Source organism: Amycolatopsis sp. NPDC104775 (assembly GCF_055583325.1).
The window spans coordinates 600,513-624,067 of the sequence record NZ_JBVJOE010000001.1 but is presented as its reverse complement, the minus strand read 5'-3'; the positions used below and the strand labels follow the sequence as shown (position 1 = coordinate 624,067).

At 69.5% G+C, this 23,555-nt stretch carries 23 protein-coding genes; 13 read left to right on the top strand and 10 right to left on the bottom strand.

Annotation, left to right across the window (positions count from 1 at the left end; all coding sequences use genetic code 11):
- The first annotated feature begins 148 nt into the window (after positions 1-148).
- Together ACZ63D_RS02570 and ACZ63D_RS02565 are read left to right on the top strand one after the other, a co-directional pair.
- The gene (locus ACZ63D_RS02570; RefSeq protein ID WP_465352529.1) at positions 149-1,075 is read left to right on the top strand and encodes a winged helix-turn-helix domain-containing protein; all 927 of its coding nucleotides are present in this window, start codon (positions 149-151) and stop codon (positions 1,073-1,075) included.
- A gap of 390 nt (positions 1,076-1,465) precedes the next feature.
- The gene (locus ACZ63D_RS02565; RefSeq protein WP_465352528.1) at positions 1,466-1,960 is read left to right on the top strand and encodes a hypothetical protein; all 495 of its coding nucleotides are present in this window, start codon (positions 1,466-1,468) and stop codon (positions 1,958-1,960) included.
- Here the strand turns inward: ACZ63D_RS02565 and ACZ63D_RS02560 are convergent.
- The 3 genes from ACZ63D_RS02560 to ACZ63D_RS02550 all read right to left on the bottom strand — a co-directional run bounded on the left by ACZ63D_RS02560 (position 1,939) and on the right by ACZ63D_RS02550 (position 3,682).
- Positions 1,939-2,220 carry a DUF3040 domain-containing protein gene (locus tag ACZ63D_RS02560; protein WP_465352527.1) on the bottom strand — a complete coding sequence of 94 codons (282 nt, stop codon included), beginning with the start codon at positions 2,218-2,220 and terminating at the stop codon, positions 1,939-1,941. The two genes, ACZ63D_RS02565 and ACZ63D_RS02560, sit on opposite strands and share 22 nt — an antisense overlap.
- 178 nt (positions 2,221-2,398) lie before the next feature.
- Positions 2,399-2,662 (bottom strand): GlsB/YeaQ/YmgE family stress response membrane protein, encoded by a 264-nt coding sequence (locus ACZ63D_RS02555; protein WP_465352526.1) that lies wholly within the window; start codon positions 2,660-2,662, stop codon positions 2,399-2,401.
- Positions 2,663-2,785: 123 nt separating this feature from the next.
- Positions 2,786-3,682, bottom strand: a complete 897-nt coding sequence (locus ACZ63D_RS02550) for an RNA polymerase sigma-70 factor (protein ID WP_465352525.1) — start codon at positions 3,680-3,682, stop codon at positions 2,786-2,788.
- 135 nt (positions 3,683-3,817) lie between these two features.
- Here ACZ63D_RS02550 and ACZ63D_RS02545 point away from each other — a divergent pair, with 135 nt between their 5' ends.
- The 5 genes from ACZ63D_RS02545 to ACZ63D_RS02525 all read left to right on the top strand — a co-directional run bounded on the left by ACZ63D_RS02545 (position 3,818) and on the right by ACZ63D_RS02525 (position 7,037).
- Positions 3,818-4,444 (top strand): class I SAM-dependent methyltransferase, encoded by a 627-nt coding sequence (locus ACZ63D_RS02545; protein ID WP_465352524.1) that lies wholly within the window; start codon positions 3,818-3,820, stop codon positions 4,442-4,444.
- A gap of 53 nt (positions 4,445-4,497) precedes the next feature.
- Positions 4,498-4,692, top strand: a complete 195-nt coding sequence (locus ACZ63D_RS02540; RefSeq protein WP_465352523.1) for a hypothetical protein — start codon at positions 4,498-4,500, stop codon at positions 4,690-4,692.
- A complete protein-coding gene (locus tag ACZ63D_RS02535; protein ID WP_465352522.1) occupies positions 4,689-5,204 on the top strand; it encodes a TetR/AcrR family transcriptional regulator in 516 nt (171 codons plus the stop codon). The genes ACZ63D_RS02540 and ACZ63D_RS02535 overlap by 4 nt, the downstream gene beginning before the upstream one ends.
- A 26-nt stretch (positions 5,205-5,230) precedes the next feature.
- Positions 5,231-5,761: a Chromate resistance protein ChrB gene (locus ACZ63D_RS02530; RefSeq protein WP_465352521.1), complete on the top strand. Its 531-nt coding sequence runs from the start codon at positions 5,231-5,233 to the stop codon at positions 5,759-5,761.
- Positions 5,762-5,897: 136 nt separating this feature from the next.
- Entirely contained in the window at positions 5,898-7,037 is a 1,140-nt protein-coding gene (locus ACZ63D_RS02525) for an MFS transporter (protein ID WP_465352520.1), read from the top strand.
- Positions 7,038-7,087: 50 nt separating this feature from the next.
- Here the strand turns inward: ACZ63D_RS02525 and ACZ63D_RS02520 are convergent, their stop codons facing one another.
- Positions 7,088-9,151, bottom strand: a complete 2,064-nt coding sequence (locus ACZ63D_RS02520) for a phosphocholine-specific phospholipase C (protein WP_465352519.1) — start codon at positions 9,149-9,151, stop codon at positions 7,088-7,090.
- 126 nt (positions 9,152-9,277) lie between these two features.
- Positions 9,278-10,243 (bottom strand): Lrp/AsnC family transcriptional regulator, encoded by a 966-nt coding sequence (locus ACZ63D_RS02515; RefSeq protein WP_465352518.1) that lies wholly within the window; start codon positions 10,241-10,243, stop codon positions 9,278-9,280.
- 110 nt (positions 10,244-10,353) lie between these two features.
- On the opposite strand from ACZ63D_RS02515, the gene ACZ63D_RS02510 reads away from it, so the two are divergent.
- Positions 10,354-11,751, top strand: a complete 1,398-nt coding sequence (locus tag ACZ63D_RS02510; RefSeq protein ID WP_465352517.1) for an FAD-dependent monooxygenase — start codon at positions 10,354-10,356, stop codon at positions 11,749-11,751.
- A 1-nt stretch (position 11,752) separates the two neighbouring features.
- Positions 11,753-12,394, top strand: coding sequence for a class I SAM-dependent methyltransferase (locus ACZ63D_RS02505; protein ID WP_465352516.1), 642 nt, complete (start codon positions 11,753-11,755; stop codon positions 12,392-12,394).
- A gap of 4 nt (positions 12,395-12,398) precedes the next feature.
- Here ACZ63D_RS02505 and ACZ63D_RS02500 read toward each other — a convergent pair whose 3' ends face one another.
- Both ACZ63D_RS02500 and ACZ63D_RS02495 read right to left on the bottom strand, forming a co-directional pair.
- Positions 12,399-12,803, bottom strand: coding sequence for an SRPBCC family protein (locus ACZ63D_RS02500; RefSeq protein ID WP_465352515.1), 405 nt, complete (start codon positions 12,801-12,803; stop codon positions 12,399-12,401).
- Positions 12,800-13,117 carry an ArsR/SmtB family transcription factor gene (locus ACZ63D_RS02495; RefSeq protein ID WP_465352514.1) on the bottom strand — a complete coding sequence of 106 codons (318 nt, stop codon included), beginning with the start codon at positions 13,115-13,117 and terminating at the stop codon, positions 12,800-12,802. Before ACZ63D_RS02495 ends, ACZ63D_RS02500 begins: the two co-directional genes overlap by 4 nt.
- 339 nt (positions 13,118-13,456) lie before the next feature.
- Here ACZ63D_RS02495 and ACZ63D_RS02490 point away from each other — a divergent pair, with 339 nt between their 5' ends.
- Entirely contained in the window at positions 13,457-14,182 is a 726-nt protein-coding gene (locus tag ACZ63D_RS02490) for a S1 family peptidase (protein WP_465352513.1), read from the top strand.
- Positions 14,183-14,264: 82 nt separating this feature from the next.
- Here the strand turns inward: ACZ63D_RS02490 and ACZ63D_RS02485 are convergent, their stop codons facing one another.
- Entirely contained in the window at positions 14,265-15,164 is a 900-nt protein-coding gene (locus ACZ63D_RS02485) for a LysR family transcriptional regulator (RefSeq protein ID WP_465352512.1), read from the bottom strand.
- A 72-nt stretch (positions 15,165-15,236) separates the two neighbouring features.
- Between ACZ63D_RS02485 and ACZ63D_RS02480 the strand changes: the two genes are divergently transcribed.
- Positions 15,237-17,021 carry a gamma-glutamyltransferase family protein gene (locus tag ACZ63D_RS02480; RefSeq protein ID WP_465352511.1) on the top strand — a complete coding sequence of 595 codons (1,785 nt, stop codon included), beginning with the start codon at positions 15,237-15,239 and terminating at the stop codon, positions 17,019-17,021.
- A 143-nt stretch (positions 17,022-17,164) separates the two neighbouring features.
- Positions 17,165-19,732 carry a glutaminase domain-containing protein gene (locus ACZ63D_RS02475; RefSeq protein ID WP_465352510.1) on the top strand — a complete coding sequence of 856 codons (2,568 nt, stop codon included), beginning with the start codon at positions 17,165-17,167 and terminating at the stop codon, positions 19,730-19,732.
- Between the two features lie 5 nt (positions 19,733-19,737).
- On the opposite strand, the gene ACZ63D_RS02470 is transcribed toward ACZ63D_RS02475, so the two are convergent.
- The gene (locus tag ACZ63D_RS02470; protein ID WP_465352509.1) at positions 19,738-21,234 is read right to left on the bottom strand and encodes an acyl-CoA synthetase; all 1,497 of its coding nucleotides are present in this window, start codon (positions 21,232-21,234) and stop codon (positions 19,738-19,740) included.
- Positions 21,235-21,317: 83 nt separating this feature from the next.
- On the opposite strand from ACZ63D_RS02470, the gene ACZ63D_RS02465 reads away from it, so the two are divergent.
- Positions 21,318-21,980, top strand: a complete 663-nt coding sequence (locus ACZ63D_RS02465) for a TetR/AcrR family transcriptional regulator (protein WP_465352508.1) — start codon at positions 21,318-21,320, stop codon at positions 21,978-21,980.
- Here ACZ63D_RS02465 and ACZ63D_RS02460 read toward each other — a convergent pair.
- Complete coding sequence (locus tag ACZ63D_RS02460; protein WP_465352507.1) at positions 21,967-23,541, bottom strand: succinic semialdehyde dehydrogenase; 1,575 nt, start codon at positions 23,539-23,541, stop codon at positions 21,967-21,969. The two genes, ACZ63D_RS02465 and ACZ63D_RS02460, sit on opposite strands and share 14 nt — an antisense overlap.
- Between the last annotated feature and the right edge of the window lie 14 nt (positions 23,542-23,555).

Below are 23,555 nucleotides of genomic sequence, written 5' to 3'. Positions count from 1 at the left end.
AGCCGGCTCTCCGGAGAACGGCCACCTGATTCAGCGAGATTCGCTGGCATTCGGTGGGTTCTTTCCCCGGAGAGAAAAAGCGCCTGGACAGCGGCCGGCCGGCGCGGCACTCTGGAAGCGCAACCATGTCGGGGGGCAGGGGGAGCACATGGCGTTGCGCATTCATTTCACCGACGACGATTTCGGCCGGACGAGGCGGCGCACCGGCCCCGATCCGCTATGGGAACTGGTGCTGAGCCTCACCGCGCTGCAGAGCCGCCGTCCCGCGGGCGGGCTGCGCGTCTGGTCCGCCCGGGGCCGCAAGCAGCTTCGCCGGGAGGGGCTGATTCCGCAACCCCGGCCCGCGGCCGCGCTGGAATTCCGCGACGGGGCCGTGAAGACGGTGAAGACGCTGCCGTCCGGCGCGCACTCCGGCCGCGGCGAAACGGCGGTGCGGCACGCCGGGGTGCTGAGACCGGCGGACCGGCTCCGCGAGCTCGGCCCGGTCGCGGGAGACGGCGTCGTGCACGTGGAGAAAACGAGGCTGCGCGCCGGCCTCCAGACGTTTTTCGTGCACGGGGTCGCGCCGTGGTGGGCCGGGGAGGCGGCCGGCGGGGTGCACGCGCTGGCGGGTTCGGCGCTCACGGCGTACGGGGCGGCACGGCGGGATCCGATGTGGCCGTCCGCCAGCACCAGGGCCGCGCCGATCCGCTGGGAGGCCGCGGAATCGTCCGGCGAGCCTCGCGCGGACCGCAGTGTCTACTTCGGAGGCTTGCTGGTGATCCCGGCCTATTTCCGGGTCGTGGAACCGGATCCGGTCCCGGTGCCGCCCGCGGAACGGGTGCTCGAGCCCGTCCCGGACCCGCTTCCAGAGCTGCTCGGCCCCATCCGGGCCCGCGTCCTGCACGCGCTCGCGGTCCCGCTGTCCACCGCCGAACTGGCCGGGGAGATCGGCGTGCCTCCGGTCGCGGCGGGCAAACATGCGAGCGTCCTGCGCCGCGCGGGATTGGTGGAGAGCTGGCGAGCCGGGAATACCGTCCGGCACGCGGTGACAGCCACCGGGCGGGCGCTGCTGGGCGCGTCCGGCGGGCAATGATCGCGCGCCCCGGAAGAATTCCACGTACTGGCGGAAGACGGCGGCAATAAGCGACGGGGATGTTCGGCTGACGTGGCTTCCGGGCGGAATTCCCCTCCGGCAAAGGGATCCGGTCGAATGCCCGGGCAGCCGATGCCCGCGGTGGGCGAACTCTGCCTCGGCCAGGCGCGGAATGCGACGCGGATGTCCGCTTCGCGCGGCAGCTCCCCGAACCGGCCGTCGCGTCCGGGTTGCCTCGGTAGGGTGTTACTCACGAATGAGTGAAAAGAGCGGGTGAAATCGGGCGGCCCCCGGCCACGATTGCCCGCGGCGGACGCTTTTTCCCGCGACTTGGGCACATTTGTCCGCAAACCCTGCCGTGCGCCCGGTTTTCCCGGCATTCTGGCAGGCATGGCTTCTGGTGGTTTCCGCGCCTTCTCGGTGCGCGGCCGCGTGTTCCTCCTTCCGGTCCTGGCCGCGGCCGTCGCGGTCTCGGCGGTCGCCGGGGTCTGGCTGGGGCTGTGGATCCACCGGCAGGGCTCGGCGGCGATCGGCCGCGCGCCCGGCCGCTCCGTCGTCGCCGCCGTCGAACCCGGATCCGGCGCGCTGCGCGGGACCGAGGGCTCCGCGACGCCCGACACCCGGCACGTCACGTGGACCGCCCCGGACGGCGGCGTCGAAGAAGCGAACATCCCGCTGCGCTCCGACCCGGCCGCGCGCGGGCTGACGCGCGTCCGCGTCGGCGATCGAGGCCAGCTCCGGCCGTCGTCCCCGGACCGGACGGACGTGCTGTCGGTGTCGGCGATCACGACGGTCGCTTGGGAGCTGGCGACCACGATCGCGGGTTTCGCGCTGTATCGGCGTTTCACCCACGGGCGGGTGGGTCAGCGCCAGTGGCAGCGGTAGAACCAGACGAGGGCGAGCGGCACGGCGGTCGTCAGCACCGCGCCCACCGCGATCGGCGCGGCGGAGCCCATGCCGAACCCGACCACCAGGGTGACCAGCCCGGTGAGGAACACGCTGAGCACGCCGAGCGCGGCCGCGGCGAAGGTGATCGCCGGCATCGGGCGGAACTTCTCGAACCGGCGGGCAAGGCGCGGATTTTCCTGGGCGAGGCGGCGTTCGATCTCGTCCAGCTGATGTTGTTCGTGGTCGCGCAGCGCCATCGTCAGCTCCGCCCGTCGACCTGGCCGGGACTTCTCCGCTGATTCTGCCACGAAACGCGGCCGGAATCCGGGGTCGAGTTCGATTCGAAGCCCCGCGCGGGGGAGGCCGCGGGCGACAGGGAGCCGGGACTGCGCGCCGGCGGCCCGCCGCGCACGGCAGCGGGCCGCCGGCTCGAGGTCACTCGCGGCGGCCGCCCACGATGAGCCGGTAGCCGGTCAGGATGACCAGCGCGCCGAGCACCGCGAGACCCCAGGTGCGCAGGTCGAAGAACGTTCCGAGCTGGGTGTGGAACAGCATTTTGCCGATCCAGCCGCCCACGAACGCGCCTCCGATCCCGAGCAGGATGGTGATGATGCAGCCGCCCGGGTCCCTGCCCGGCATGAGGGCCTTCGCGATCAATCCGGCGATCAGGCCCAGCACGATCCAGCCGACAACGCCCACGTCGGTCCTCTCCTCGGTACGACGACGGCCCTGGCGGGCCGCCCTTGGCCGGACCAGGATGGCATGGTCCGACCGGGTGGCGCGCGCCAGAGCGGGCGCCACCGTGGGTAGCACCGGCGGAAGTCAGCGGCGGAGCGCGGTTTCGGTGTCCATATGCGACAGCTTCGCCGGATTCCGCACCGCGTACAGGCCAGTGATCTTGCCCTCGTCGAGGCGCAGCGTGAGCACGGTGTCGACCTCGCCGTCGAGCTTGAGCACCAGCGCTGGATGGCCGTTGACCTGCATCGGGCGCAGCGGCGCGGGGATCTGGGTGCTCCCGGCGGCCAGCAGCCGCGCGACCTTGTCCGCGCCGACGACCGGCCGCAGCACCGCCTGCTTCACGCCGCCGCCGTCGCCGAGGAAGACGACGTCTGGGGCGAGCAGGTCGAGCAGCCCCTGCAGATCGCCGGTCTCGACAGCCTTCTGGAACGCCTCGAGTGCGCCGCGGGTTTCGGCGGGCGTCACGTCGCCGCGCGGACGGCGGGCGGAGACATGCGACCGTGCCCGGTGGCTGATCTGGCGCACCGCGGCCGGAGTTTTGCCGACGGCTTCGGCGATTTCCTCGTACGGCAGGTCGAAAACCTCGCGCAGCACGAACACCGCGCGCTCGGTCGGGCGCAGCGTTTCGAGCACGAGCAGCATCGCCATCGAGACGTTGTCGGCCAGTTCGACGTCCTCGGCGACGTCCGGCGCGGTGAGCAGCGGCTCGGGCAGCCAGGTACCGACGTAGGACTCCTTGCGCCTGCCGAGCGTGCGCAGCCGGGTCAGCGCCTGGCGGGTGGTGATCCGGACCAGGTAGGCGCGGTGCTCGCGGATCTCGCCGAGGTCGACGCCCGCCCACTTGAGCCAGGTTTCCTGCAGCACGTCCTCGGCGTCGGCGGCCGAGCCGAGCATCTCGTACGCCACGGTGAACAGCAGGTTCCGGTGGGCGAGGAAGGTCTCGGTGGCGAGGTCCGGGCTCGCGTCGCCGGGCGCTGTCATGGAGGGCTCCTTCGCGTTCTGGGGTCGATCGGCCATAGGACGCCGGCCGCCCGGGGTTTGTGACACCGCAGCGGTGCGGAGCCCCGCGAGATGCGAGGGTAGCCGGAGAGGACCTCGGCGGAGAGGGAGTTCGCGATGATGGCGGAGCGTGGACCGGACTGGCTGCGGCGGACGTGGGACGAGGCCGCGCCGCGATACGACCGCGACATCGCGTGGTTCGAGCGGGCGCTGCTCGCCGACGGCCGCGCATGGGTGTGCGGGCAGGCGGCGGGTGAGGTGCTGGAGGTCGCGGTCGGGACCGGGCGGAATCTGCCGCTGTACCCGCCGGACGTGCGCCTGACCGGGATCGACCTGAGCCCGTCGATGCTGGACCTCGCCCGCCGCCGGGCCGCCGAGACCGGGCGCGAGGTGACGCTGACCGAGGCCGACGCACAGTCCCTTCCGTTCCCCGACAGCACGTTCGACACGGTCGTCTGCACGCTGGGGCTGTGCGGCGTCCCGGACGAACGCGGTGCGATCGCGGAGATGCACCGGGTGCTGCGGCCGGGCGGGCGGCTGGTGCTGCTGGACCACGTCGGCAGTCACCGCCGCTTCGTGCTCGCTGCTCAACGGCTGCTGGAGAAGCTGACCGTGGCGCGGCTGGGTGACTACCTGACCCGGCGGCCGCTGCCGTTGCTAGCGGCGGCCGGGTTCGAGGTGGAGCGGGCGGAGCGAAGCAAGGCCGGGATCGTCGAACGGCTGGTCGCGCGGAAGTCTGGCTAAGCGGAGCACGAGTCCTGTACGGTCGTATTGTACGTTCGTATAGGAGGGTGCGGATGAACGGCAACGGGGGACACGTCGCGGTCGGCATGCTGATGGTCGTCGTCGGAGCGGTGTTGTATTTCGTCTTCCATGACGTCGAGACGCCGGTGATCGGGCTGCGGCAGGTCGGCGTGGTCGTGGGAGTGATCGGAGTGCTCGAACTGATCGCGGTCGCGTGGCGGGCGCGCACGGGGGCGTCTCGGCGGTGAAGCGGGCGGTCCACGTGCTCGATGCCGTGCTGGAGGTGCTGGCGGAGCAGGGGATCGCCGCGCTGAGCGTGCGGACGGTCGCCGCGACGGCGGGCGTTTCCCCGGCGCAGGTGCAGTATTACTACCGCGCGAAGAGCGACCTCGTACGGGCCGGTTTCGAGTACGTGGGCGAGCAATTCCTGGCGGAAATCGAAGCGGCGCAACCGAAATCGATCGCCGAGTTCGCGGAGCTGTGGCTGCCGCTGGATGAACCGCGCGCCCGGCGCGCCCGCGTGTGGCTCGCGTATGCGGCGGCGGCCGTGGTGGATCCGGTGCTGCGAAAGGAAAACGCGAACCTCGACCGCGAACTGCGGCAGTGGTATGTGGACGCCGGGTTGTCCGAGGACTTGGCGGCGCAGGTGTTCGCGATGATCGACGGTGTGACGCTGCAGTGTCTCTCGCTGCCGATGGCGGACCGCCGGGCTCTGGCGGAGCGGACTGTTGGGGCGTTCCTGGCAACGCTACCTGTCTGAATGTAACACGTGCTACATTCAGCGCCGTGACAGAAGGCAAATGGCTGGTGCTGGTGGTGCGGGTGCCGTCCGGACCGTCGCGGCATCGGGTGGCCGTGTGGCGCGAGCTGCGGCGAGTCGGCGCGTTGTCGCTCGGGCAAGGCGCCTGGGCGGTGCCGGACGTGCCCGGCTTCGCCGCCGGTGTCGCGCGGGTCGCCGAACTGGCCGAACGCGGCGAAGGCGAGGTGATCACGCTCGACGCCGCCGAACGGGATGGCTCGCGGTTGGTGGAGCTGTTCACCGCCGAGCGGGAGGAGGAGTGGACGGAGTTCCTCGCCGACTGCGGGAAGTTCGACGCCGAGATCGCCAAGGAAATTCGGATCGGCAAGTTCACGATGGCGGAGCTGGAGGAAGAAGAGCAGAGCCTCGAGCGGTTGCGGCGCTGGCATCGGGACTTGAAGGCGCGGGATGTGTTCGGCGCGCCTTCGGCTGGCGAGGCCGAGCAGCGGTTGAAGCAGTGCGCGGAGCGGCTCGCCGACTACACGGAGCAGGTTTTCCAAGCTCTGCACCAAATGTGAAGGCTGCGCCGAGTCGCTTTTGGACGGTTCGGCGGCTGTGCGGGGATTTCCGCCCCGGCGGCTGCGCATGCGTCCTGTCGTGGGTGGCTGGTCCTGGCAGGCATTCGACCGTCCCGCGGCAGAAGTGAGGTTTCCGATGGGTTCCGCTGAGCTGCGTCCGCTGTACGCCGCCGGGTTCGTCACCGCGTTCGGGGCGCACAGCATCGCCGCCAGTCTCGGTGCCTACACGCACGGCGATTCCTTGCTGACACTGGGATTGCTGCTCGCGGTCTACGACGGGGCCGAGGTCGTGCTCAAGCCGGTGTTCGGGTCGCTGGCCGACCGGATCGGGCCGCGGCCGGTGCTGCTGGGCGGGCTGCTGGCGTTCGCGCTCGCTTCGGCGGCCTTTGTCGTCGCGGGAAACCCGGCCGCGGTCGGGCTGGCGCGATTCGGCCAGGGCGCGGCCGCGGCTGCCTTCTCTCCGGCGGCTGGAGCGCTGGTCGCGCGGCTGTCGCCGGAGAAGCGGCAGGGGCGGGCGTTCGGCGGTTACGGTGCTTGGAAGAGCGTCGGGTACACGCTCGGCCCGCTGCTCGGCGGTGTGCTGATCATGCTGGGCGGGTTTTCCTTGCTGTTCGGCACTCTCGCGGTGCTGGCTTTCGTGGTAGCCGGGTGGGCCGCGCTGGTTGTTCCTTCGCCGGAACCGTTGCCGCGGCAACGACAGACCATCCTCGACCTCGCCCGGCGGCTCGCTGAGCCTGGTTTCCTGCGGCCGACCGCGGTACTGGCCGGGACGACCGGTGCGCTCGCGGTCGGTATCGGCTTCCTGCCGGTGGCCGGGGCGGTGAGCGGGCTCGGCACGGTGGCGACCGGGGCGGTGGTGTCGGTGCTGGCCCTGTGTTCCGCGCTGGTCCAGCCGTGGGCCGGCCGGCTCCGGGACGCCGGGCGGATCCCCGACGGACGGGGGATGGCTGGCGGGTTGCTGCTGACCGCCGCCGGGTTGGCGTTGGGGGCGTTCGTGCCCGGGGTCGTCGGGGTGGTGCTGGCGGCGGTGGCGATCGGTGCCGGGGTCGGGGTGGCTACGCCGATCGGATTCGCGCATATGGCTGAGTCCGCGCCGAAGGAACGGCTCGGGCAGACGATGGGGGCCGCGGAGGTCGGCCGCGAACTGGGAGACTCGGGCGGCCCGCTGCTGGTCGGCGCGCTCGCCTCGGCCGCGACGTTGGGCGCGGGGTTCGGCGGGCTGGCGGCGGTACTGGCTGTGGTCGGTCTGCTCGTGGCTGGCTTCCGAAAGCCGTGAGGGGAACCCTGCGGGAATCAGAGTCCCGCAGGGTTCCCCTCACGGACCGATCAGCTCGTGGCGATGGCCGGGTCGCTGGTCGAAGCCTGGCCGGTTTCCGCGTGGCCCGCGAAACGGCGGACGTACTTGCTGTCGTGATCCGCTTTCACCGTGATGTCGTACCAGCCGTTGGCCACGCCCCACTTCGGCACCGCGCGTGAAGTGCCGGGGGCGAGGGTGTACCGGTAGGACTTCGAAGGCGCGTAAGCGTCGACGCCGGTGAACGTGACCGTCCGGCTCGTCGGGTTCTTGAACGTCACCGTCACGTAGCCCGCGTCGTGCCGGGCAGTGACCTCCGGGCCCAAGCCGCCGATGGTCCCGGCCTGTTCGCGGAGCCAGCCGTTCGGGCCGAAAACCGAGTACTGGTACCCATCCGCCGCGCCGCTGGGCAGATGCCAGCTGTCGGTGACCGACTTGTGACCCTCCACAGTGTACGGCCACGGCCCGTCGGAACGCATCCGCGACGTCACGTGGAAGCCGGCTCCGGCGTCGCCGAGGTTGGTGAAGGTGAAGTACATCCGGCCGTCCCGCGCCTCGGTGTCGGCGGCCAGGTCGTACGGCAGCGGGCGCGCTTTGCGGGCGCCCGGCTCCTGTTTGGGCAGCGAGCCGTTCGACGGGGGCACCGGATGGTAGGTCGGCGGGGTGCTGTGGTCGGCGGGCGGCTGATAGTCGTCGGTGCCGGGCAGGGACGGGACGCCGCTGTTGGCTCCGGTGAAGTCGAACGCCGACGTCAGGTCCCCGCACACCGCGCGGCGCCACGGCGAGATGTTCGGGTTGTGCACGCCGAAACGCTTTTCCACGAACTGGATCAGCGAGGTGTGGTCGAAAGTCTGCGAGCAGACCCAGCCGCCGGTGCTCCACGGCGAGACGGCGAGCAGCGGCACGCGCGGGCCGAGGCCGTACGGCATTCCCTTGGCGTACGACGCGGCCGCGCCGCCTTCGTACCATTCCCCGGCGACGCTCGCCGTCGATTTGCCCCAGTTCGCGTCGCGCGGCGGGTACGGCGGCACGACGTGGTCGAAGAAACCGTCGTTCTCGTCGTAGGTGATGAGCAGGACGGTTTTGCTCCACACGTCCGGATTCGACGTGAGCGCGTCGAGCACGCCGGAGACATACCAGGCGCCGTAATTGGCGGGCCAAGCCGGATGTTCGCAATACGCTTCCGGGGCCACGATCCAGGAAACCTGCGGCAGGCGGTTCGCTTTGACGTCCGCGGTGAGATGGTCGAAGAAACCGTCGCCCGCGGTGGCGCGGGTGCCGGTGCGCGCGTTGTCGTAGAGCGGCGTGCCCTGCGTGGATTTCTGGTACTGGGTCAAATAAAGCAGCGAGTTGTCGCCGTAGTTGCCGATGTACGGGTCTTTGGTCCAGCCCCAGCCGTGGTCCTTGTCGAGGCCGTCGCCGACGTCCTGGTAGATCTTCCACGAAACCCCGGCCTTTTCCAGGATTTCCGGGAAACTGGTCCAGCCGTAGCCGGATTCTTCATTGCCCAGCACCGGTCCGTTGCCCGAGCCGTCATTTCCGGTCCAGCCGGTGTACATGTAGTACCGGTTCGGGTCGGTCGAGGACAGCATCGAGCAGTGGTAGCCGTCGCAGATGGTGAACGCGTCGGCGAGCGCGTAGTGGAACGGGATGTCCTTGCGCGTCAGATACGCCATCGTGGTGCGGGTTTTCGCCGGGATCCACTTGTCCCACCGGCCGGTGCTCCACGCGGTGTGCGTGCCGTTCCAGTCGTGGTTGAGGTCCTCGATGAAGGTGAGGCCGAGGTTGTCCTCGGCGGGCCGGAACGGCAGCGTCTCGGCTCCGGTGGAGTCGGCCTGGTGCCACACCGGTTTCCCGTTCGGCAGCGACACCGGGCGCGGGTCGCCGAAGCCGCGTACTCCGTTGAGGGTCCCGAAATAGTGGTCGAAGGACCGGTTTTCCTGCATCAGCACGACGACGTGCTCGACGTCGGCGAGGGTGCCGGTGCGCACGGCGGCGGGCACCGAAGCCGCGCGCGCGATGCTCGCGGGCAGGGCCGTGCCGGCGGCGGTGGCCGCGGCGAGTTGCATGAATCGGCGACGGCTGACCGATGACATCGAGGTCTCCTCGAAAAGGCGGGGACGCGTTCGGGAATTTCCCACCGGGGAAAGGCCGAACAGATCATTGACGGATCGTCCGGGCGCTGTCAACCGCCGACCGGGATGGTGCCCGTCAGTACCGCGTCACAGCCGGTTCGCTGCCTGTTTAACCGTTTTGATCACCGGCGCGCTTTCCACGTGGGTGACGGCGGGGAGCGCGGCGACGCTGGTGGTGAGGTACCGGTACAGCTCGTGCTGGCTGCCGCACACCGCCGTCGCGTACAGGTTGGTCGGGCCGGTGGTCGCGGCGGCGTACGCGACTTCCGGGTGCGCGGCGAGCGCGTTGCCGGTTTCCTCCAGCGCGGCCGGAGCGACCGAAAGCCACAGCAGTGTCCGGATTCCCTTTCCATACAACCGCCAGTCGAGGTCGAGATCGAAGTACAGCACGTCCCGTTCGCGCAGTTCCGCCATCCGGCGGCGGACGGTGGTGGGGGACCAGCCGGTCTCGGCGGCGAGTTGTTCGAACCCGGCGCGGCCGTCGGCGGCCAGCGCGGCCAGGAGTTTGCGGTCGCCGTCGTCGAGCCGCGCGGGGCCCGTCCGGCGGGGGAGCGGCGGCGGGCGCAATCTGGTGACGGTGGCGTCGTCCAGCGCGCCGAGTTTGGCGACCATGCTGTCCGAGCCGCCGTAGAACACGTGCAGCACCGAATGCGCGGTGACGCCTTCGACGCGTGGCGTGCGGGGGAGTTTGGCCAGCAGCAACGCTTCGCTGTCGGCGGCGTTCTCGATGCGGACTGTGCAGGTGATTTCCGTGCCACCGGACGTCAGGCTCACCCAGGCGGTGTCCGGCCGTCGCGCGAGTGCCTCGGCGACCGCGCCAGCCGCGGCGGGTGCACATCGGACCCGCAGAAACCATTGCACCGCACCGGAAGCTGTCTCGTTGACGCCGCCGATGACCCGGACCGCTCCCGTCGACCGCAGCCGGGCGTACCGGCGGGCGACGGTGCGATCCGACACGCCGAGCGCTTCAGCGATCACGCTGAACGGGGCGCGTGGGTCGATCTGCAGAGCGTGGACGAGTTGCCGGTCGAGGTCGTCGTAGTCGGAATCCACCGTCCTGAGAGTACCGGAGTCGGAATCCGACGCAATCATGTCGCTTTCTGGCTTGCCGCCGCTGCCGCGCCGAGAGTCGGAACCACACACCGAACCCCGAGGGAGAGATCATGACTGTCGAGGTGCTCGTCGTCGGCGCCGGCCCGACCGGGATGACGATGGCGAACGAACTGCGGCTCGCCGGAGTTTCCTGCGTGCTGGCCGACCGGCTGCCGCGGGCCAGCGAACTGTCCAAGGCCGGCGGGCTGCAGTCCCGCACGCAGGAGGCGTTCGACCAGCGCGGCCTGCTCGAACCGTTGCTGGCCACCGGCGATTACCCGGTCACCACCGCGCATTTCGCCGGGAACCCGCTGCCGCTGGTCCGCGAGCGGCACCGGTTCCCGTGGCGGTCGGTCCCGCAGGTGGCGATCGAAGGGTTCCTGGAGAAACACCTTGCCGCCCAAGGCATCCGCGTCCGCCGGAACCATGAGCTGGTCGGACTGGAGCAGGACGCGGAGGGCGTCACCGCGACGTTCGCGGACGGCTCCGTGCTTCGGTCCCAGTACCTCGTCGCGGCGGACGGCGGGCGCAGCACAGTCCGGAAGCTGCTGGGCGCGGAGTTCGCCGGCCGTCCCGGGACGGCCACCACGGTGGCCGCCGACGTGCGGCTGAGCGCCGAGGTCCCGATGCACACGATCACCCCGGAGGGTTACCGCGCACAGGTGTTCCCGCTCGGCGTCGACGCCGAAGGGCGGCCCCTGCGCCGCCTCGCGCTCGGCGGACCCGGCTGGTCGCTGGAGCGGGACGTCCCGGTCACCGAGGACGAGATCCGCACCGGGCTGAAAACGGTCTTCGGCGACCGGGTCGAATTGGTCGAACTCCGGTACGCGCGCCGGATCACGAACGCCGCCCTGCAGGCCACGCAGTACCGGCACGGCCGCGTTTTCCTGGCCGGCGACGCCGCGCATGTGCATCTTCCCTTTGGCGCGCAAGGCATGAACACCGGGATCCAGGACGCGATGAACCTCGGCTGGAAACTCGCCGCGGCCGTCCGGGGCACCGCGCCCGAGGGATTGCTCGACAGCTATCACGCGGAACGGCATCCCGTCGGCGCGGCGGTGCTGCGCAACGTCCAAGCGCAGTCGCTGCTTCTGGACGACGGTTCCGATTCGGCCGCGGCCCGGTCGTTGTTCGCGGAACTGGTGCAGTTGCCCGAAGTCCAATACCTGCTGGACGACCTGCTGTCCGGAATGGGCATCCGCTACGCCCTTCCGGGCAGCGAGAACCACCCGCTGATCGGGCTTCCCGCGCACGACCTCGGTCTGGAATTGCGTGCGGGCAAGGGCGTTCTCGTCGATCCCGACCGGCGATTCGGCGACCTCGCGCGGCGGTGGGCGGACCGGGTGCACCGGGTCGAGACGGGTGCCGAGGCGATGCTGGTCCGTCCGGACGGATATGTCGCGTGGGCCGGTGCTCCGGACGGTCTGGAACCCGCGATTCGCCGGTGGTTCGGCGCGCCGGTGGGCTAGCGTGGCCGTGGTGCAGACTTGGCTGACCGACACCCGGACCTCGTACGACACCGTCGCCGCCAGCTATGCCGACCGGTTGCGCGACTCGATCGCCCGAAGCCCTTCGCTGCGCATGACTTTAGGGCTGTTCGCCTCGCTCGTGCGCGAAAACGGCCCGGTGGCCGACGTCGGCTGCGGCACCGGACATGTCACCGCGCATCTGAGCGGCCTTGGCCTGGACACGTTCGGCCTGGACCTCTCGCCCGGCATGATCGAGGCGGCCCGGCGGGATCATCCGGAACTGCGGTTCGCGGTCGGCTCGATGACCGCGCTCCCGCTGCCGGGCGCTTCGGTCGCCGGGTTGCTTTCGTGGTGGGCCCTGATCCACGTTCCGGACGCGGAGGTGCCCACCGCGCTGGCGGAGTTTCACCGCGTGCTGCGGCCCGGGGCACCGGTCGCGATCGGCTTCCACGTCGGCGACGCGGCCCGGTGGAAGACGCAAGGTTACGGCGGGCATCCGATGCGCGTGCACGTCTATCGCCGCCGTCCCGCGCGGGTGTCGGAATGGTTGCGCGAGGCCGGATTCGCCGTCGAGGCGGAGTGGGTGGAAGAGCTGGACAGCGAGGTGCCGCAGGCGGTCGTCTACGCTCGCCGTCCAGCCTGACCCCTCAGCCGAGGTCCAGCTTCGCCAGCCGCGGCAGCACGCCGTCGCGCCAGCCGGGGCCCATCCGCTCGCACGCGTCGGCCTGGCGTTTGTCGTCGAGGTCGAACCCGGAGTGGTTCAGCAGGAGCCGGGTGCCCTGGCCTTCGGCGACGAGCGTCCAGGTGAGGGTCCAGTCGCCGTTGAAGGTGTAGACGAACCTCGACGGCGGCTCGGATTCCACGACACGGCAAGGGATCGAGCCGAAGCCGGGCATGTCCAGGTGGAATTCGTGGCCGACGTCCGGGCCGATGTCGCCGGGTGCCCACCATTTCGCGTGCAGTTCGGGATCGGTGAGCGCGCGCCAGACCTTTTCCGGTGCGGCGGCGATGAACTGGTCGACCGAGATGCTGCCGATCCGGGCGTACGTCACGGGGTTTCCTCCTCGTTTTCCAGCAGATCGGCCATGCTGCGCAAGCGTCCGCGCCAGAACCGCTCGAACGGATGCAGCCATTCGCCGACCTGCTCCAGCGGGTCGCTTTCCAGGTGGTACAAGCGTTGCCGCCCCACGCGTTCGTCCCGGACCAGCGCGGCGTCCCGCAGCACCTTGAGATGCTCGGCCACCGCCGGACGGCTCAGCTCGAACCGCGCCGCGAGACCGCCCGCCGTGCACGGGCCGTCCGCCAGGATCTCCAGCAGCCGCCGCCGGACGGGACTGGCGAGAGCGAGGAAAACGTCGTCGGGCATGACGCTACGTTACGTCGGGAGTTTCCGACATGTCAACTGGTGGCCGGACCGGTGGGGTGAAGAAGCGCGCGCGAACGCCGTGTTGTCGGGTTCGCGATCACGTCGGCACTGCTGCGCATGGTCTGCGGCAGCGGGGAAGCTCAAGTCCCGGTCCGGGCAAACTCCTCGAGCTTGCGGAAGTCCTCGTCGGCGGACGTCATGGGCGACCAACGTACGCGAACTCCCACGGCCGCCACAAAAGATTTCCCGGCACGAGCACGATCGTGTCACCGCGCAACCACTCGCCAGCCGTCGCGTCTTGAGGTGGTAACCACTGGCTGCCGAAGGGATGTTCTCGCCATGGTGCTGCGCAGGCTGGCCGTCCTAGCCCCCGTCGCCATTCTCGCCGCTGTCGCCGCGGCAGCCCCAGCTTCGGCGGTGATCGGAGGTTCGGTCAGCTCCTACGGCCCCTGGGCGGTGCGGATGCTGGTCGACGGCAAACCCGAATGCACAGCTGTCGCGATCAGTCGCGAGTGGATCCTCAGCGCCGACCACTGTTTCACCGAAGCCGCCGAGCCCATCGCGGATTCCCGGATCGAATTCCGGGTCGGCAATCTCGACCAGCGGCTCGGCACGGTCGTCCGGCCGGTTCCGGGCCGCCGCGACAACCACACGCTGGCTGATCTCATGCTGATCAAGGTGACCCCGATGGACATCACCCCGGCGAAGCTTCCGACTGCGGGGCCGGTGCGTCCGGGCGAGACGGTCCGCCAGCTCGGCTGGGGCGCGACGTGCACCGGCGACGAGAACAGCTGCCAGTCCGACGTGCTCAAGCAGGTCGACGCGAAGGTCATCGACCCCGACGACCCGCGCTGCGACGGGATGACCGTTTCGGGCGGCACCGATTTCTGCACGCTGACCACGACCGGCGTCACGGCCGGCGGCGACTCCGGCGGTCCGGTCATGGCCGCCGCCGATCGCGACACCATGGTGGGCATTACCAGCAAATCCGACCGCAGCAGCCTCGCGGCCGACGGCGACGTGTTCGGACAGCTGGACTGGATCAAGCGGACCATCAAGGGCTGACCGTCAGTGCGGCGGCCGAGCCGTCGGCGACGATCGCGCAGCCGAGGAAGTGGTAGGCGAAATCGTCAGGGAAGCCGTCGGCCTACGCGCCGCTGCTGGCGATTCCCCCAGCGGCGAGGGTGATGTCCAGAAAAGCCTGAGTTGCCGCGGTAATCGGCCCGCTCCGGTATATCAGCCACTGCGGAAGCGTTTCCGGCGGCGAGAACCGGAGCACCTCGGCACCGGCTCGGCGGGCGAGGTCCGCCCAGCCGTCCGGCATCAGGCTCGCGCCGATTCCGCGCAGCACCATCGGCAGCACCACGCTCCGGTCGCCCACCTCGGCCGCGATCGACAGATCCGGCACGGTCGCCGCGAGCCGGTCGTACAACCCCCGGACGGCCGTAGCCGAGGTCGTGACGACGAACTGCATGCCGCTGAGCTCGGACCGTTCCACGACCCCGTCCGCACCGATCTCACTACCCGGCGGGGCGACCAGCAGCAGCTCTTCGTCCCGCAGGTGATGCGCGACCAGGCCCGGCCCAACCGGGCGTTCCGCGCTCCCGCACACCCCGGCCTCGCACCTGCCCTGCACCACCATCGCCACCACTTCCGCCGCCGACAGCGCCGCCGAAGTGCTCACCAGAACGCCCGGATACCGCGTGCGCATTTCGGCGATGATGCTGATCACCGGTTCCAGCGCGGAAGACGACGTGGCCGCGACGTCGATCCGCCCGGCTGGTCCGTCGCCCGCCATCCGCGCGGCGGCGCGTAGTGCGTCGAGATCGCGCAGCACCAGCCGCGCGCGCTCGGCCAGCAGCTCACCGGCGTTCGACAGCACCGCGTTGCGGCCGACCCGGTGGAACAGTTCGACGCCCAAGTCCTGTTCCAGCTTCGCGATCGCCCGCGACAGCGACGGCTGGGCCACCCGCAACGCCCTTGCCGCGTGCGTGAACCCGCCGTGTTCCGCTATCGCGACGAAGTACTCGAGCTGACGGCGTTCCATAGCGATACGCTATCGGACTGGTGTCTCAGATGTCTTTGACGTACCGCCAGCTCACGCGCGACGATTAGACCCATGGTCCAGACGCGCCCGACGTTGCAGGGCACCTTCGGCATGGTGTCGTCCACTCACTGGCTCGCCTCGGCGGCCGCGATGGCGGTCCTGGAAGACGGCGGCAACGCCTACGACGCCGCGGTCGCGGGGGCGTTCGTGCTGCACGTCGTCGAACCGCACCTCAACGGGCCGGGCGGCGAGGTGCCGATGATCCTCGCCCCGGCGGGCGGCGCGCCGAAGGTGCTGTGCGGGCAGGGTCCCGCGCCGGCCGGGGCGACGATCGAGCACTACACCTCGCTCGGCCTCGACCTCGTCCCCGGCACCGGCCCGCTCGCCGCCGCGGTGCCCGGCGCGGTCGAGGCGTGGCTGCTCCTGCTGCACGACCACGGCACGAAGCCGCTGCGCGAGGTCCTCAAGTACGCCATTCACTACGCGGCGGACGGCCATCCGGCGGTGGAGCGGGTCGGCGCGACGGTGGAGACCGTCCGCGAGCTGTTCGAGAACGAATGGACGACGTCGGCCGAGCTGTACCTGCCCGGCGGGGTCGCGCCGAAACCCGGTGGGCTGCTGAAAAATCCCGCGCTCGCCGAGACTTGGCGGCGGCTGATCGCGGAAGCCGAGGCGGCCGGGAGCGATCGGGAAGCGCAGATCGAAGCGGCGCGGAAGGCGTGGCGCGAAGGGTTCGTCGCCGAAGCGCTCGCCGCTTTCGCCGCGAAACCAGCGATGGATTCTTCCGGTGAACGGCACGCGGGGACGCTGACCGCTCAGGACATCGCCGCGTTCCGGCCGACCTACGAGGACCCGGTCACCTGCACCTGGAACGGCTGGACCGTCGCGAAACCGGGGCTATGGAGCCAGGGTCCGGCCTTCCTGCAACAGCTCGCGCTCCTGCCGGACGATCTGGAGTACGCGACGCCGGACTACTACCACCGGCTCATCGAGGGCACGAAACTCGCGATGGCCGACCGTGAAGCCTGGTACGGCGACAGCACGGACGTGTCCATCGAAGCGCTGCTTTCCCCGGAATACACCGGCACCCGGCGGGAACTGATCGGCGAGCGGGCGTCCTTCGAACTGCGTCCAGGCAGTCCGGAAGGCCGCGAGCCGAAACTGAGCCGCCACGCGCATTACGTCGCGGGCGGCGGGGTCACCGCGTCGGCGATCGGGGCGGGGGAGCCGACCGTCGCGAAGGACGGCCTGACCCGCGGCGACACCTGCCATCTGGACGTGGTCGACCGCTGGGGCAACATGATCGCCGCGACGCCGAGCGGAGGCTGGCTCCAGTCCAACCCGGTCGTGCCGGAACTGGGTTTCCCGCTGGGCACCCGGCTGCAGATGGCGTGGCTCGACCCGGGCCTGCCGAACTCGCTCGCCCCGGGCAAACGGCCGCGCACCACGCTTTCGCCGTCGCTCGCGCTGCGCGACGGCGTGCCGGTGATGGCGTTCGGCACGCCCGGCGGCGACCAGCAGGACCAGTGGAACTTCCACTTCTTCCTCGCCGCGGCGCTGCGGGAAAAGGTCCGCGGCGGGCTCGATCTGCAGGGCTCGATCGACGCGCCGAACTGGCACACCGACAGCTTCCCGAGTTCGTTCTACCCGCGCGGCATGGCGGCGGGCAGCGTGACGGTGGAATCGCGGATCGGCGCGGACGTCATCGCCGCGCTGGAAAGCCGGGGCCACGACGTGACGGTCGGCGAGCCGTGGTCGGAAGGACGGTTGTGCGCGGTGGCCAAGGATCCCGAAACCGGCGTGCTTTCGGCGGCGGCGAACTCGCGCGGGGCGCAGGGGTACGCGGCGGGACGATGATCCGGAACTGACAAGCGCTGTCCGGAAACGGACAGCGTTTGTCAGTGCTTTCGGCAGATTTACAACGTTGTATCGCGGTGTCAGACTGGGTCCGCTCGGTTTCTTCTTTCCCGTGTCCGGCACCTGACCGAAAGAAGCTGTCGATGGCCTCGTCCGAACCTTCCCGCGAAGTCAGCCGCCGCGCCGCCTTGCGCTGGGCGAGCACCGGCGCGGCCGCGGTCGCCGCGCTCTGGTGTGCCCCGGAACTGGTCCAGTCCACTGCTGCGGCGGCTCCGGCAGGCACGCTGAGCCCGTTGCGTCCGCCCGCAACGCCGCTCGTCGTGCGGTCGCCGTACCTTTCGACCTGGCAGGCCGCGGACAATCTGCCTGGCACCTGGTCGACGTTCTGGACCGGGCACATCACCGCGTTGTGCGGAATCGCGCGGATCGACGGCACCGCGTACGTGTTCGCCGGTGCGCCGCAACTGCCGTCCGGGCCGAGCCTGACGCCGATGTCGCAGAGCTCCTTGCAGGTCACGGCAACCCGCTCGATCTACGAACTCACCGGCGGCGGCGTGACTCTCACGGTCACATTCTTCTCGCCAGTCGATCCCGGGAATCTCCAGCGGCAGTGCGTGCCGTTCGGCTATGTCACCATCGCCGCCGCGAGCACCGACGGCCGGGCGCATACGGTTTCACTGCATTTCGACTCGTCGGCCGAGTGGCTGCAATGGGATTCGGGCACGCCGGTCGGCTGGCGCCAGCAGGAATCCGGCGGTATCACGTCGCTGAGCGTCCAGGCCGCCTCACCGGGGGTGCTCGCCGAGGACGGGCACGACCAGCCGCGCTGGGGCTCGCTGGTGGTCGCGGCGCCTTCGGCCGGGGTGACCTGGCAGATCGGGCAGGACACGGTCGTGCGCGCGACGTCGGCGAATGGCGGAGCGCTGGCCGAGACCAGCGATCCGGACCAGCCGAGGGCGATCAACGACCGCTGGCCGGTCCTCGCGTTCGCCAAGGACCTGGGCACCATCCAGCCGGGCGCGGGCGCCGATCCGCTGGTGGTGGCGATCGGGCACGTCCGCACGCCCGCCGTCAGCTACCTCGGTGCGCAACTGCCGCCGTGGTGGACGCACTATTGGTCGTCGTGGCAGGACATGGTCGCCTGGTTCCACACCGACTATCCGGCCGCGCTCGCCGCGGGCATCGCGCTGGACCAGCGGATCAGCAACGAAGCCTCCGCCGCAGCCGGCGGCGGAAGCACCGGCGACCACTACGCGGCGATCTGCGCGCTCGCGCTGCGGCAGGCGTTCGGCGGCACCGAACTGGCCGACCGGAACGGCTCGCCGTGGGCTTTCCTGAAGGAGATCTCGTCCAGCGGCAACGTGTCCACAGTGGACGTGATCTATCCGGCGCTGCCCGGGTATCTGCATTTCTCGCCGGATTTCGTGCGGCTGCTGCTGGAACCGGTGCTCGATTACGCCGAACACGGCGGCTGGCCGATGACGTTCTCCGAGCACGACATCGGCGCGTCCTATCCGAACGCGGCCGGGCACAACGACGGCAACGAGGAAAGCATGCCGGTCGAGGAATCGGCCAACATGCTCATCATGTCCGCCGCGGTCGCGCAACGCCTGGACTCCGCGGCGGCGAAGGCGTTCGCCAGCGCGCACTACGGAATTCTCCGGCAGTGGGCCGAATACCTGGTGGGCGCCACGCTCGACCCGGGCAACCAGAATCAGACCGACGACTTCACCGGCTGGATCGCGCACAGCGCCAACCTCGCGTTGAAAGGCATCATCGGTATCGGTGCGATGGCTGTCCTCGCCGATGTCACCGGCAATTCCGCGGACGCTTTGCGGTATCGCTCGATTTCGCGGTCGTACATCAGCCAATGGACGACGCTGGCGAACGACGGATCGCACCTGCGGATGGCCTACGACCAGCCGGGCACGTGGAGCCTGAAATACAACGGTTTCGCGGATCGGTTGCTGGGACTTGATTTGGTTCCGCTCGGCACGGCCGCGCGGGAAGCCGCTTGGTATCAGTCAAAACGAGGCGCGCACGGCGTCCCGCTCGATCTCCGCCACGACTACACGAAGGCCGACTGGGAATTGTGGACGGCGGCTTGGCTGACCGATCACACCGACATCCGCACGACGCTTATCGAAGGCGTCTACAGTTTCGCCAACACCACCGGTTCGAGGGTCCCGTTCTCGGACTGGTACTTCGTCGCGGACGCCCGGCAGTCCGGTTTCCAAGCCCGCCCGGTCGCCGCTGGGTATCTGGCGCTGCTGCCGCGTCCGGCGGCCTCGGCCACTTCGTGGCGGCGGATCCAGAACCAGCGGTCCGGGAAACTGCTGGCGGTGCAGGACATGTCGCTTTCGGACACTGCCGACGTGACGCAATGGCAGGACAACGGCACGGTCGATCACGTGTGGACAGTCGTGGACAGCGGCGACGGGACCGTGCGGATCATGAACCGCAACAGCGGCAAGGTGCTCGCGGTGCACGACCAGAGTCTCGACAACGGCGCGCACGTACAGCAGTTCCAGGACAACGGAACACCGGACCATCTGTGGCGCATCGTGGACGCTGGCGGCGGCTGGTGGAAGCTGGTGAATGTCCACAGTGGAAAGGTGATGGCCGTCGATCAGCAGTCCACTGCGGATGGTGCGCAGGTGACGCAGTGGGACGACAACGGGACGCCCGACCACCTGTGGCGGTTCATCTGAAACCCTCAGCGGGAGACTGATTCAGCGGTACCCGTATACCGGGCGCGAAGTTCGCGTTTGAGCAGCTTCCCGGTGGCGTTGCGCGGAAGCTCGTCCACCATCTCGACCCGGCGGGGGCATTTGAACGCGGCGATCCTTTCCCGGCAGTAGGCGATCACCGCGTCCCCGTCGAGCGAATCGGCGGCAGGCACGACCACCGCGATGACAGTTTCGCCCCACTGCGGATCCGGTGCGCCGATCACCGCGACGTCGGCGATGTCCGGATGCCGGTGCAGCACCTGCTCGACCTCGATCGGATAAACGTTCTCGCCGCCGGAAATGATCATGTCCTTCTTGCGGTCCACCAGCGTCACGAATCCGTCGGCGTCGCAGCGGGCGAGGTCGCCGGAATGGAACCAGCCGCCGCGCAGGGCTTCCGCGCTCGCTTCGGGCAAACCCCAGTACCCGGCGAAGACGTTCGGACCGCGGAGCACCAGTTCGCCGACCGTCCCGATGGGCACGTCGTCGTCGCGTTCGTCCACGATCCGGGCCTCGACGTGCAGGAACGGCCGTCCGACGGACCCGGCGTGCGAGCGCACGAACGCCGATTCCAGCACCAGCGCGGCGGGGGAGAGCTCGGTCATGCCGAAGCCCTCCACAAAGGTCAGTCCCTTGCCCTGGTAAAACTCGATCACCGGAAGCGGGCACGGCGCGCCGCCGCACAGCAGATACCGCAGCCGTGACAGGTCGTAGGAATCGAAGTCCGGGACTTGCGTCATCGCCGCCCACATCGCGGGCACCATGAAGTGGACGGTGACCTTCTCCCGCTGGATCAGCGCGAGTGTCTCTTGTGGATCGAACTTGCCCGCGACCACCACGGTGCCGCCCGCGTACAGCAACGGCAGGGTGAACAACGCCAGCCCGCCGATGTGGAACAGCGGGGCCACGGTGAGCGTGATGTCGGAGGGGAGGACGCCTTCCCCGGAGGTGAGCACGTTGATCGCGTTCGCCTCCAGGTTGCCGTGGGTGAGCATGGCTCCCTTGGGGCGGCCGGTGGTGCCGGAGGTGTACATCAGCAACGCGACCTCGTCCGGCCCGGTCGGCTCGGCTTCGACGCGGCCCCCTCGGGAAAGTTCCCTGTTGTTGACCAGCGTGCGGCCAGCGGACGCTTCTCGCGCGAGCGTGGCGAAGGTGTCGTCGTGCACCACGACCACCGGCCGGGCGTCGTCGAGAAGGTACTCGATTTCGGCCGCCGCGAGCCGGAAATTGATCGGTAGCGTGATCGCGCCCAACCATGCGACCGCGAAGAGCGTTTCGAGATAGGCAGTGGAATTCAAGCCCAGCAACGCGACCCGGTCGCCCTTGCGCACTCCTAGCTCGCGCAGCGCCACCGCCCGTCCCGCGACCCGGCCTTCGAGGTCGGCATAGGTGATCCGTTCGCCGGTCTCCGCGGCCACGAGCGCGACCGCCTCGGGGGTGACGGTGCCGCGCCGGGCAATCCACTGCGCCAAGCTCGCTGCCATGCCGAGACTCCTTCGTCGCCGGGGACGAGGACGAAGGTAACCGTACGGACGGTCAGTGGTCAATCGTCGGCTACAGTGGGCCGATGCCACCGAAAGGCCGCGCCGGGGACATCCTGGCGACGTTCACCCGCTACGTCGCCGAGCGCGGTTACGACGCCACGAACTTCTCCGACATCGCCGGCGAGCTGGGGCTGTCGAAGGGCACCATCGTGCACCACTTCGGCACGAAGGACCGGCTGCTCGCCACGCTGCACGAGTCGTACATGCGCCGCAGGCTCGCCGAAGCCGCGCTGATCCGCGACCGCCTCCCGACGCCGTCCCAGCAGCTCGCCGGGCTGCTGTACGCGTTCGTCCTGTACCAGGTGGTGGACCGGGAGGCGACCGTCGCCTTCCAGCGCGAGGTCGTCCGGCTTGCCGACCACGAGACGATGGCCGAGGGTCGCCGGATGCGCGCGGAGTACCTCGAGCTGGTGCGGGAGGTGTTGTCCGCCGGTGTCGCGTCGGGGGAGTTCCGCGCGGGTGACGTCGACGTGCAGAGCTTGCTGATCTTCGGCTCGGCGCACTGGGCGTGGACGTGGTTCGACCCGGAGGGGCCGGTGTCGGCGGAGCAGGTGGGCACGCAGCTGGTCGACCTGGTCCTGGGCGGACTGCTGACGCGCCGCACGCGGCTCCGCGGGCTGGCCGAAGCGGACGGGAAGGTGGTCCGGGTCGTCCGTCAGTCCATTGCGGACACTACCGGATCCTGAACCGCCGCATCATTTTCAGCCCGGACAGCATTCCCTCCACGTACTTCTCGTACTTCTGTCCTGGCCGCGGGCTCATCACCGGCTTCTTCAACACCGCGAGGTTCTGCACGTCGGTGTACTTCAACAATCCCTGATCCCCGTGCCGGGCACCCACTCCGGAAGTCTTCACGCCGCCGGACGGAGTTCCCTTGGCGGCGTAAGCCGTGGCTAGACTGTCGTTCACGTTGACGTTGCCCGTCTCCAGTCGAGCGGCCACCGCGGACGCCGCGCGGATGTCCTTGCCCCACACCGAAGCGTTCAACCCATAGTCGGTATCGTTCGCCAGCTCGACAGCCTCGTCCACCGTCCGGTATCGGTGCAACGCCACCACCGGGCCGAAGGTTTCGGTGACCCCGCACAGCATGTCCTTCGTGACGCCTTCCAGAATGGTCGGCTCGAAGAACGCCGGTCCCAGATCCGGCCGGGGACGCCCGCCGCACAGGACGGTCGCTCCCTTCTCGACCGCATCGTCCACATGGGACTTGACCCGCTTCATGTGGTCCACCGAAACGAGCGAACCCATTTCCGGGCCGAAATCGTAGGCCGCCCGCACGTCCAGCGATTGAGCTTTGGCCACAAAGGCTTTCTTGAATTCCTCGTACCGCGATTCCGGCAGGTAGATCCGCTCGATGTGCATGCAGATCTGCCCGGTGTTGCCGAACGCGCCGAACACCGCGCCCGGGACCGCGTCGGCGAAATCGGCGTCCGGCAGCACGATCATCGGGTTCTTGCCGCCGAGTTCGAGACAGCAGCCGATCAGGTTCCGGCCCGCTCGTTCGCCGATCACCTTCCCGGTGGCGGTGGAGCCGGTGAACATCACGTAGTTGGCCTGGTCGATGAGCGTCGGACCGACATCCGGACCCTCGCCGCACACAACCTGGAACAGCCCCTTGGGCAACCCGGCTTCTTCGAGCAGTCTCACGCCGTACAAGGGGGAGAGCGCGGTTTTGTTGTCCGGCTTCAACACCACCGCGTTGCCCGCCATCAACGCCGGAATGGCGTCGGAAACTCCCGTGGCAAAGGGGAAATTCCATGGCGCGATGATCCCGACAACACCCTTGGGCACACGGATCTCGGTGGACGATGACACGAGCGGCACCGGTCCGCCGCGCCGGGCCGGGGCCAGGAGTTGGGGCGCGCGCCGCAGATAATGGCTCATGATCATCGGTGGATCGCATGTTTCCTCGATCGCCATCCGCCGGTTCTTGCCGCTTTCGACCTGGATCAGGTCGGCGATCGTCCGCGCGCGGTCGATAAAGAGCGAATGCGCCCGCCGGAACACCGCGAGCCGCTGTTTGAGCGGCGTCGCGGCCCACTTCGCCTGTGCTGCCCGCGCGGTGGCGAACGCCTGCTCGATGTCGGACGGCGTCGACTGCGGCAGGTCCACCAGGACGTCGCCGGTGTAGACCTCGGTGAGCGGCCACACCGCGCCGCCCGAACCCGGCACGCGCGCGACGAGCCCGCGGAGGAATTCGTCGGTCGCCGAAGCCGGGCGCGTGGGCCGGACCGGGGTGACGGTCATGGTCGTCCGCTCCT

Bases quoted from the DNA above. Each gene is read 5' to 3' on its own strand.
- ACZ63D_RS02560 (WP_465352527.1), bottom strand. From the start codon at position 2,220: ATGGCGCTGCGCGACCACGAACAACATCAGCTGGACGAGATCGAACGC.
- ACZ63D_RS02550 (WP_465352525.1), bottom strand. From the start codon at position 3,682: ATGACAGCGCCCGGCGACGCGAGCCCGGACCTCGCCACCGAGACCTTC.
- ACZ63D_RS02475 (WP_465352510.1), top strand. From the start codon at position 17,165: ATGGCCTCGTCCGAACCTTCCCGCGAAGTCAGCCGCCGCGCCGCCTTG.
- ACZ63D_RS02495 (WP_465352514.1), bottom strand. From the start codon at position 13,117: ATGCCCGACGACGTTTTCCTCGCTCTCGCCAGTCCCGTCCGGCGGCGG.
- ACZ63D_RS02470 (WP_465352509.1), bottom strand. From the start codon at position 21,234: ATGGCAGCGAGCTTGGCGCAGTGGATTGCCCGGCGCGGCACCGTCACC.
- ACZ63D_RS02485 (WP_465352512.1), bottom strand. From the start codon at position 15,164: ATGGAACGCCGTCAGCTCGAGTACTTCGTCGCGATAGCGGAACACGGC.
- ACZ63D_RS02490 (WP_465352513.1), top strand. From the start codon at position 13,457: ATGGTGCTGCGCAGGCTGGCCGTCCTAGCCCCCGTCGCCATTCTCGCC.
- ACZ63D_RS02570 (WP_465352529.1), top strand. From the start codon at position 149: ATGGCGTTGCGCATTCATTTCACCGACGACGATTTCGGCCGGACGAGG.
- ACZ63D_RS02545 (WP_465352524.1), top strand. From the start codon at position 3,818: ATGATGGCGGAGCGTGGACCGGACTGGCTGCGGCGGACGTGGGACGAG.
- ACZ63D_RS02480 (WP_465352511.1), top strand. From the start codon at position 15,237: ATGGTCCAGACGCGCCCGACGTTGCAGGGCACCTTCGGCATGGTGTCG.
- ACZ63D_RS02540 (WP_465352523.1), top strand. From the start codon at position 4,498: ATGAACGGCAACGGGGGACACGTCGCGGTCGGCATGCTGATGGTCGTC.
- ACZ63D_RS02520 (WP_465352519.1), bottom strand. From the start codon at position 9,151: ATGTCATCGGTCAGCCGTCGCCGATTCATGCAACTCGCCGCGGCCACC.
- ACZ63D_RS02525 (WP_465352520.1), top strand. From the start codon at position 5,898: ATGGGTTCCGCTGAGCTGCGTCCGCTGTACGCCGCCGGGTTCGTCACC.
- ACZ63D_RS02565 (WP_465352528.1), top strand. From the start codon at position 1,466: ATGGCTTCTGGTGGTTTCCGCGCCTTCTCGGTGCGCGGCCGCGTGTTC.
- ACZ63D_RS02510 (WP_465352517.1), top strand. From the start codon at position 10,354: ATGACTGTCGAGGTGCTCGTCGTCGGCGCCGGCCCGACCGGGATGACG.
- ACZ63D_RS02460 (WP_465352507.1), bottom strand. From the start codon at position 23,541: ATGACCGTCACCCCGGTCCGGCCCACGCGCCCGGCTTCGGCGACCGAC.
- ACZ63D_RS02465 (WP_465352508.1), top strand. From the start codon at position 21,318: ATGCCACCGAAAGGCCGCGCCGGGGACATCCTGGCGACGTTCACCCGC.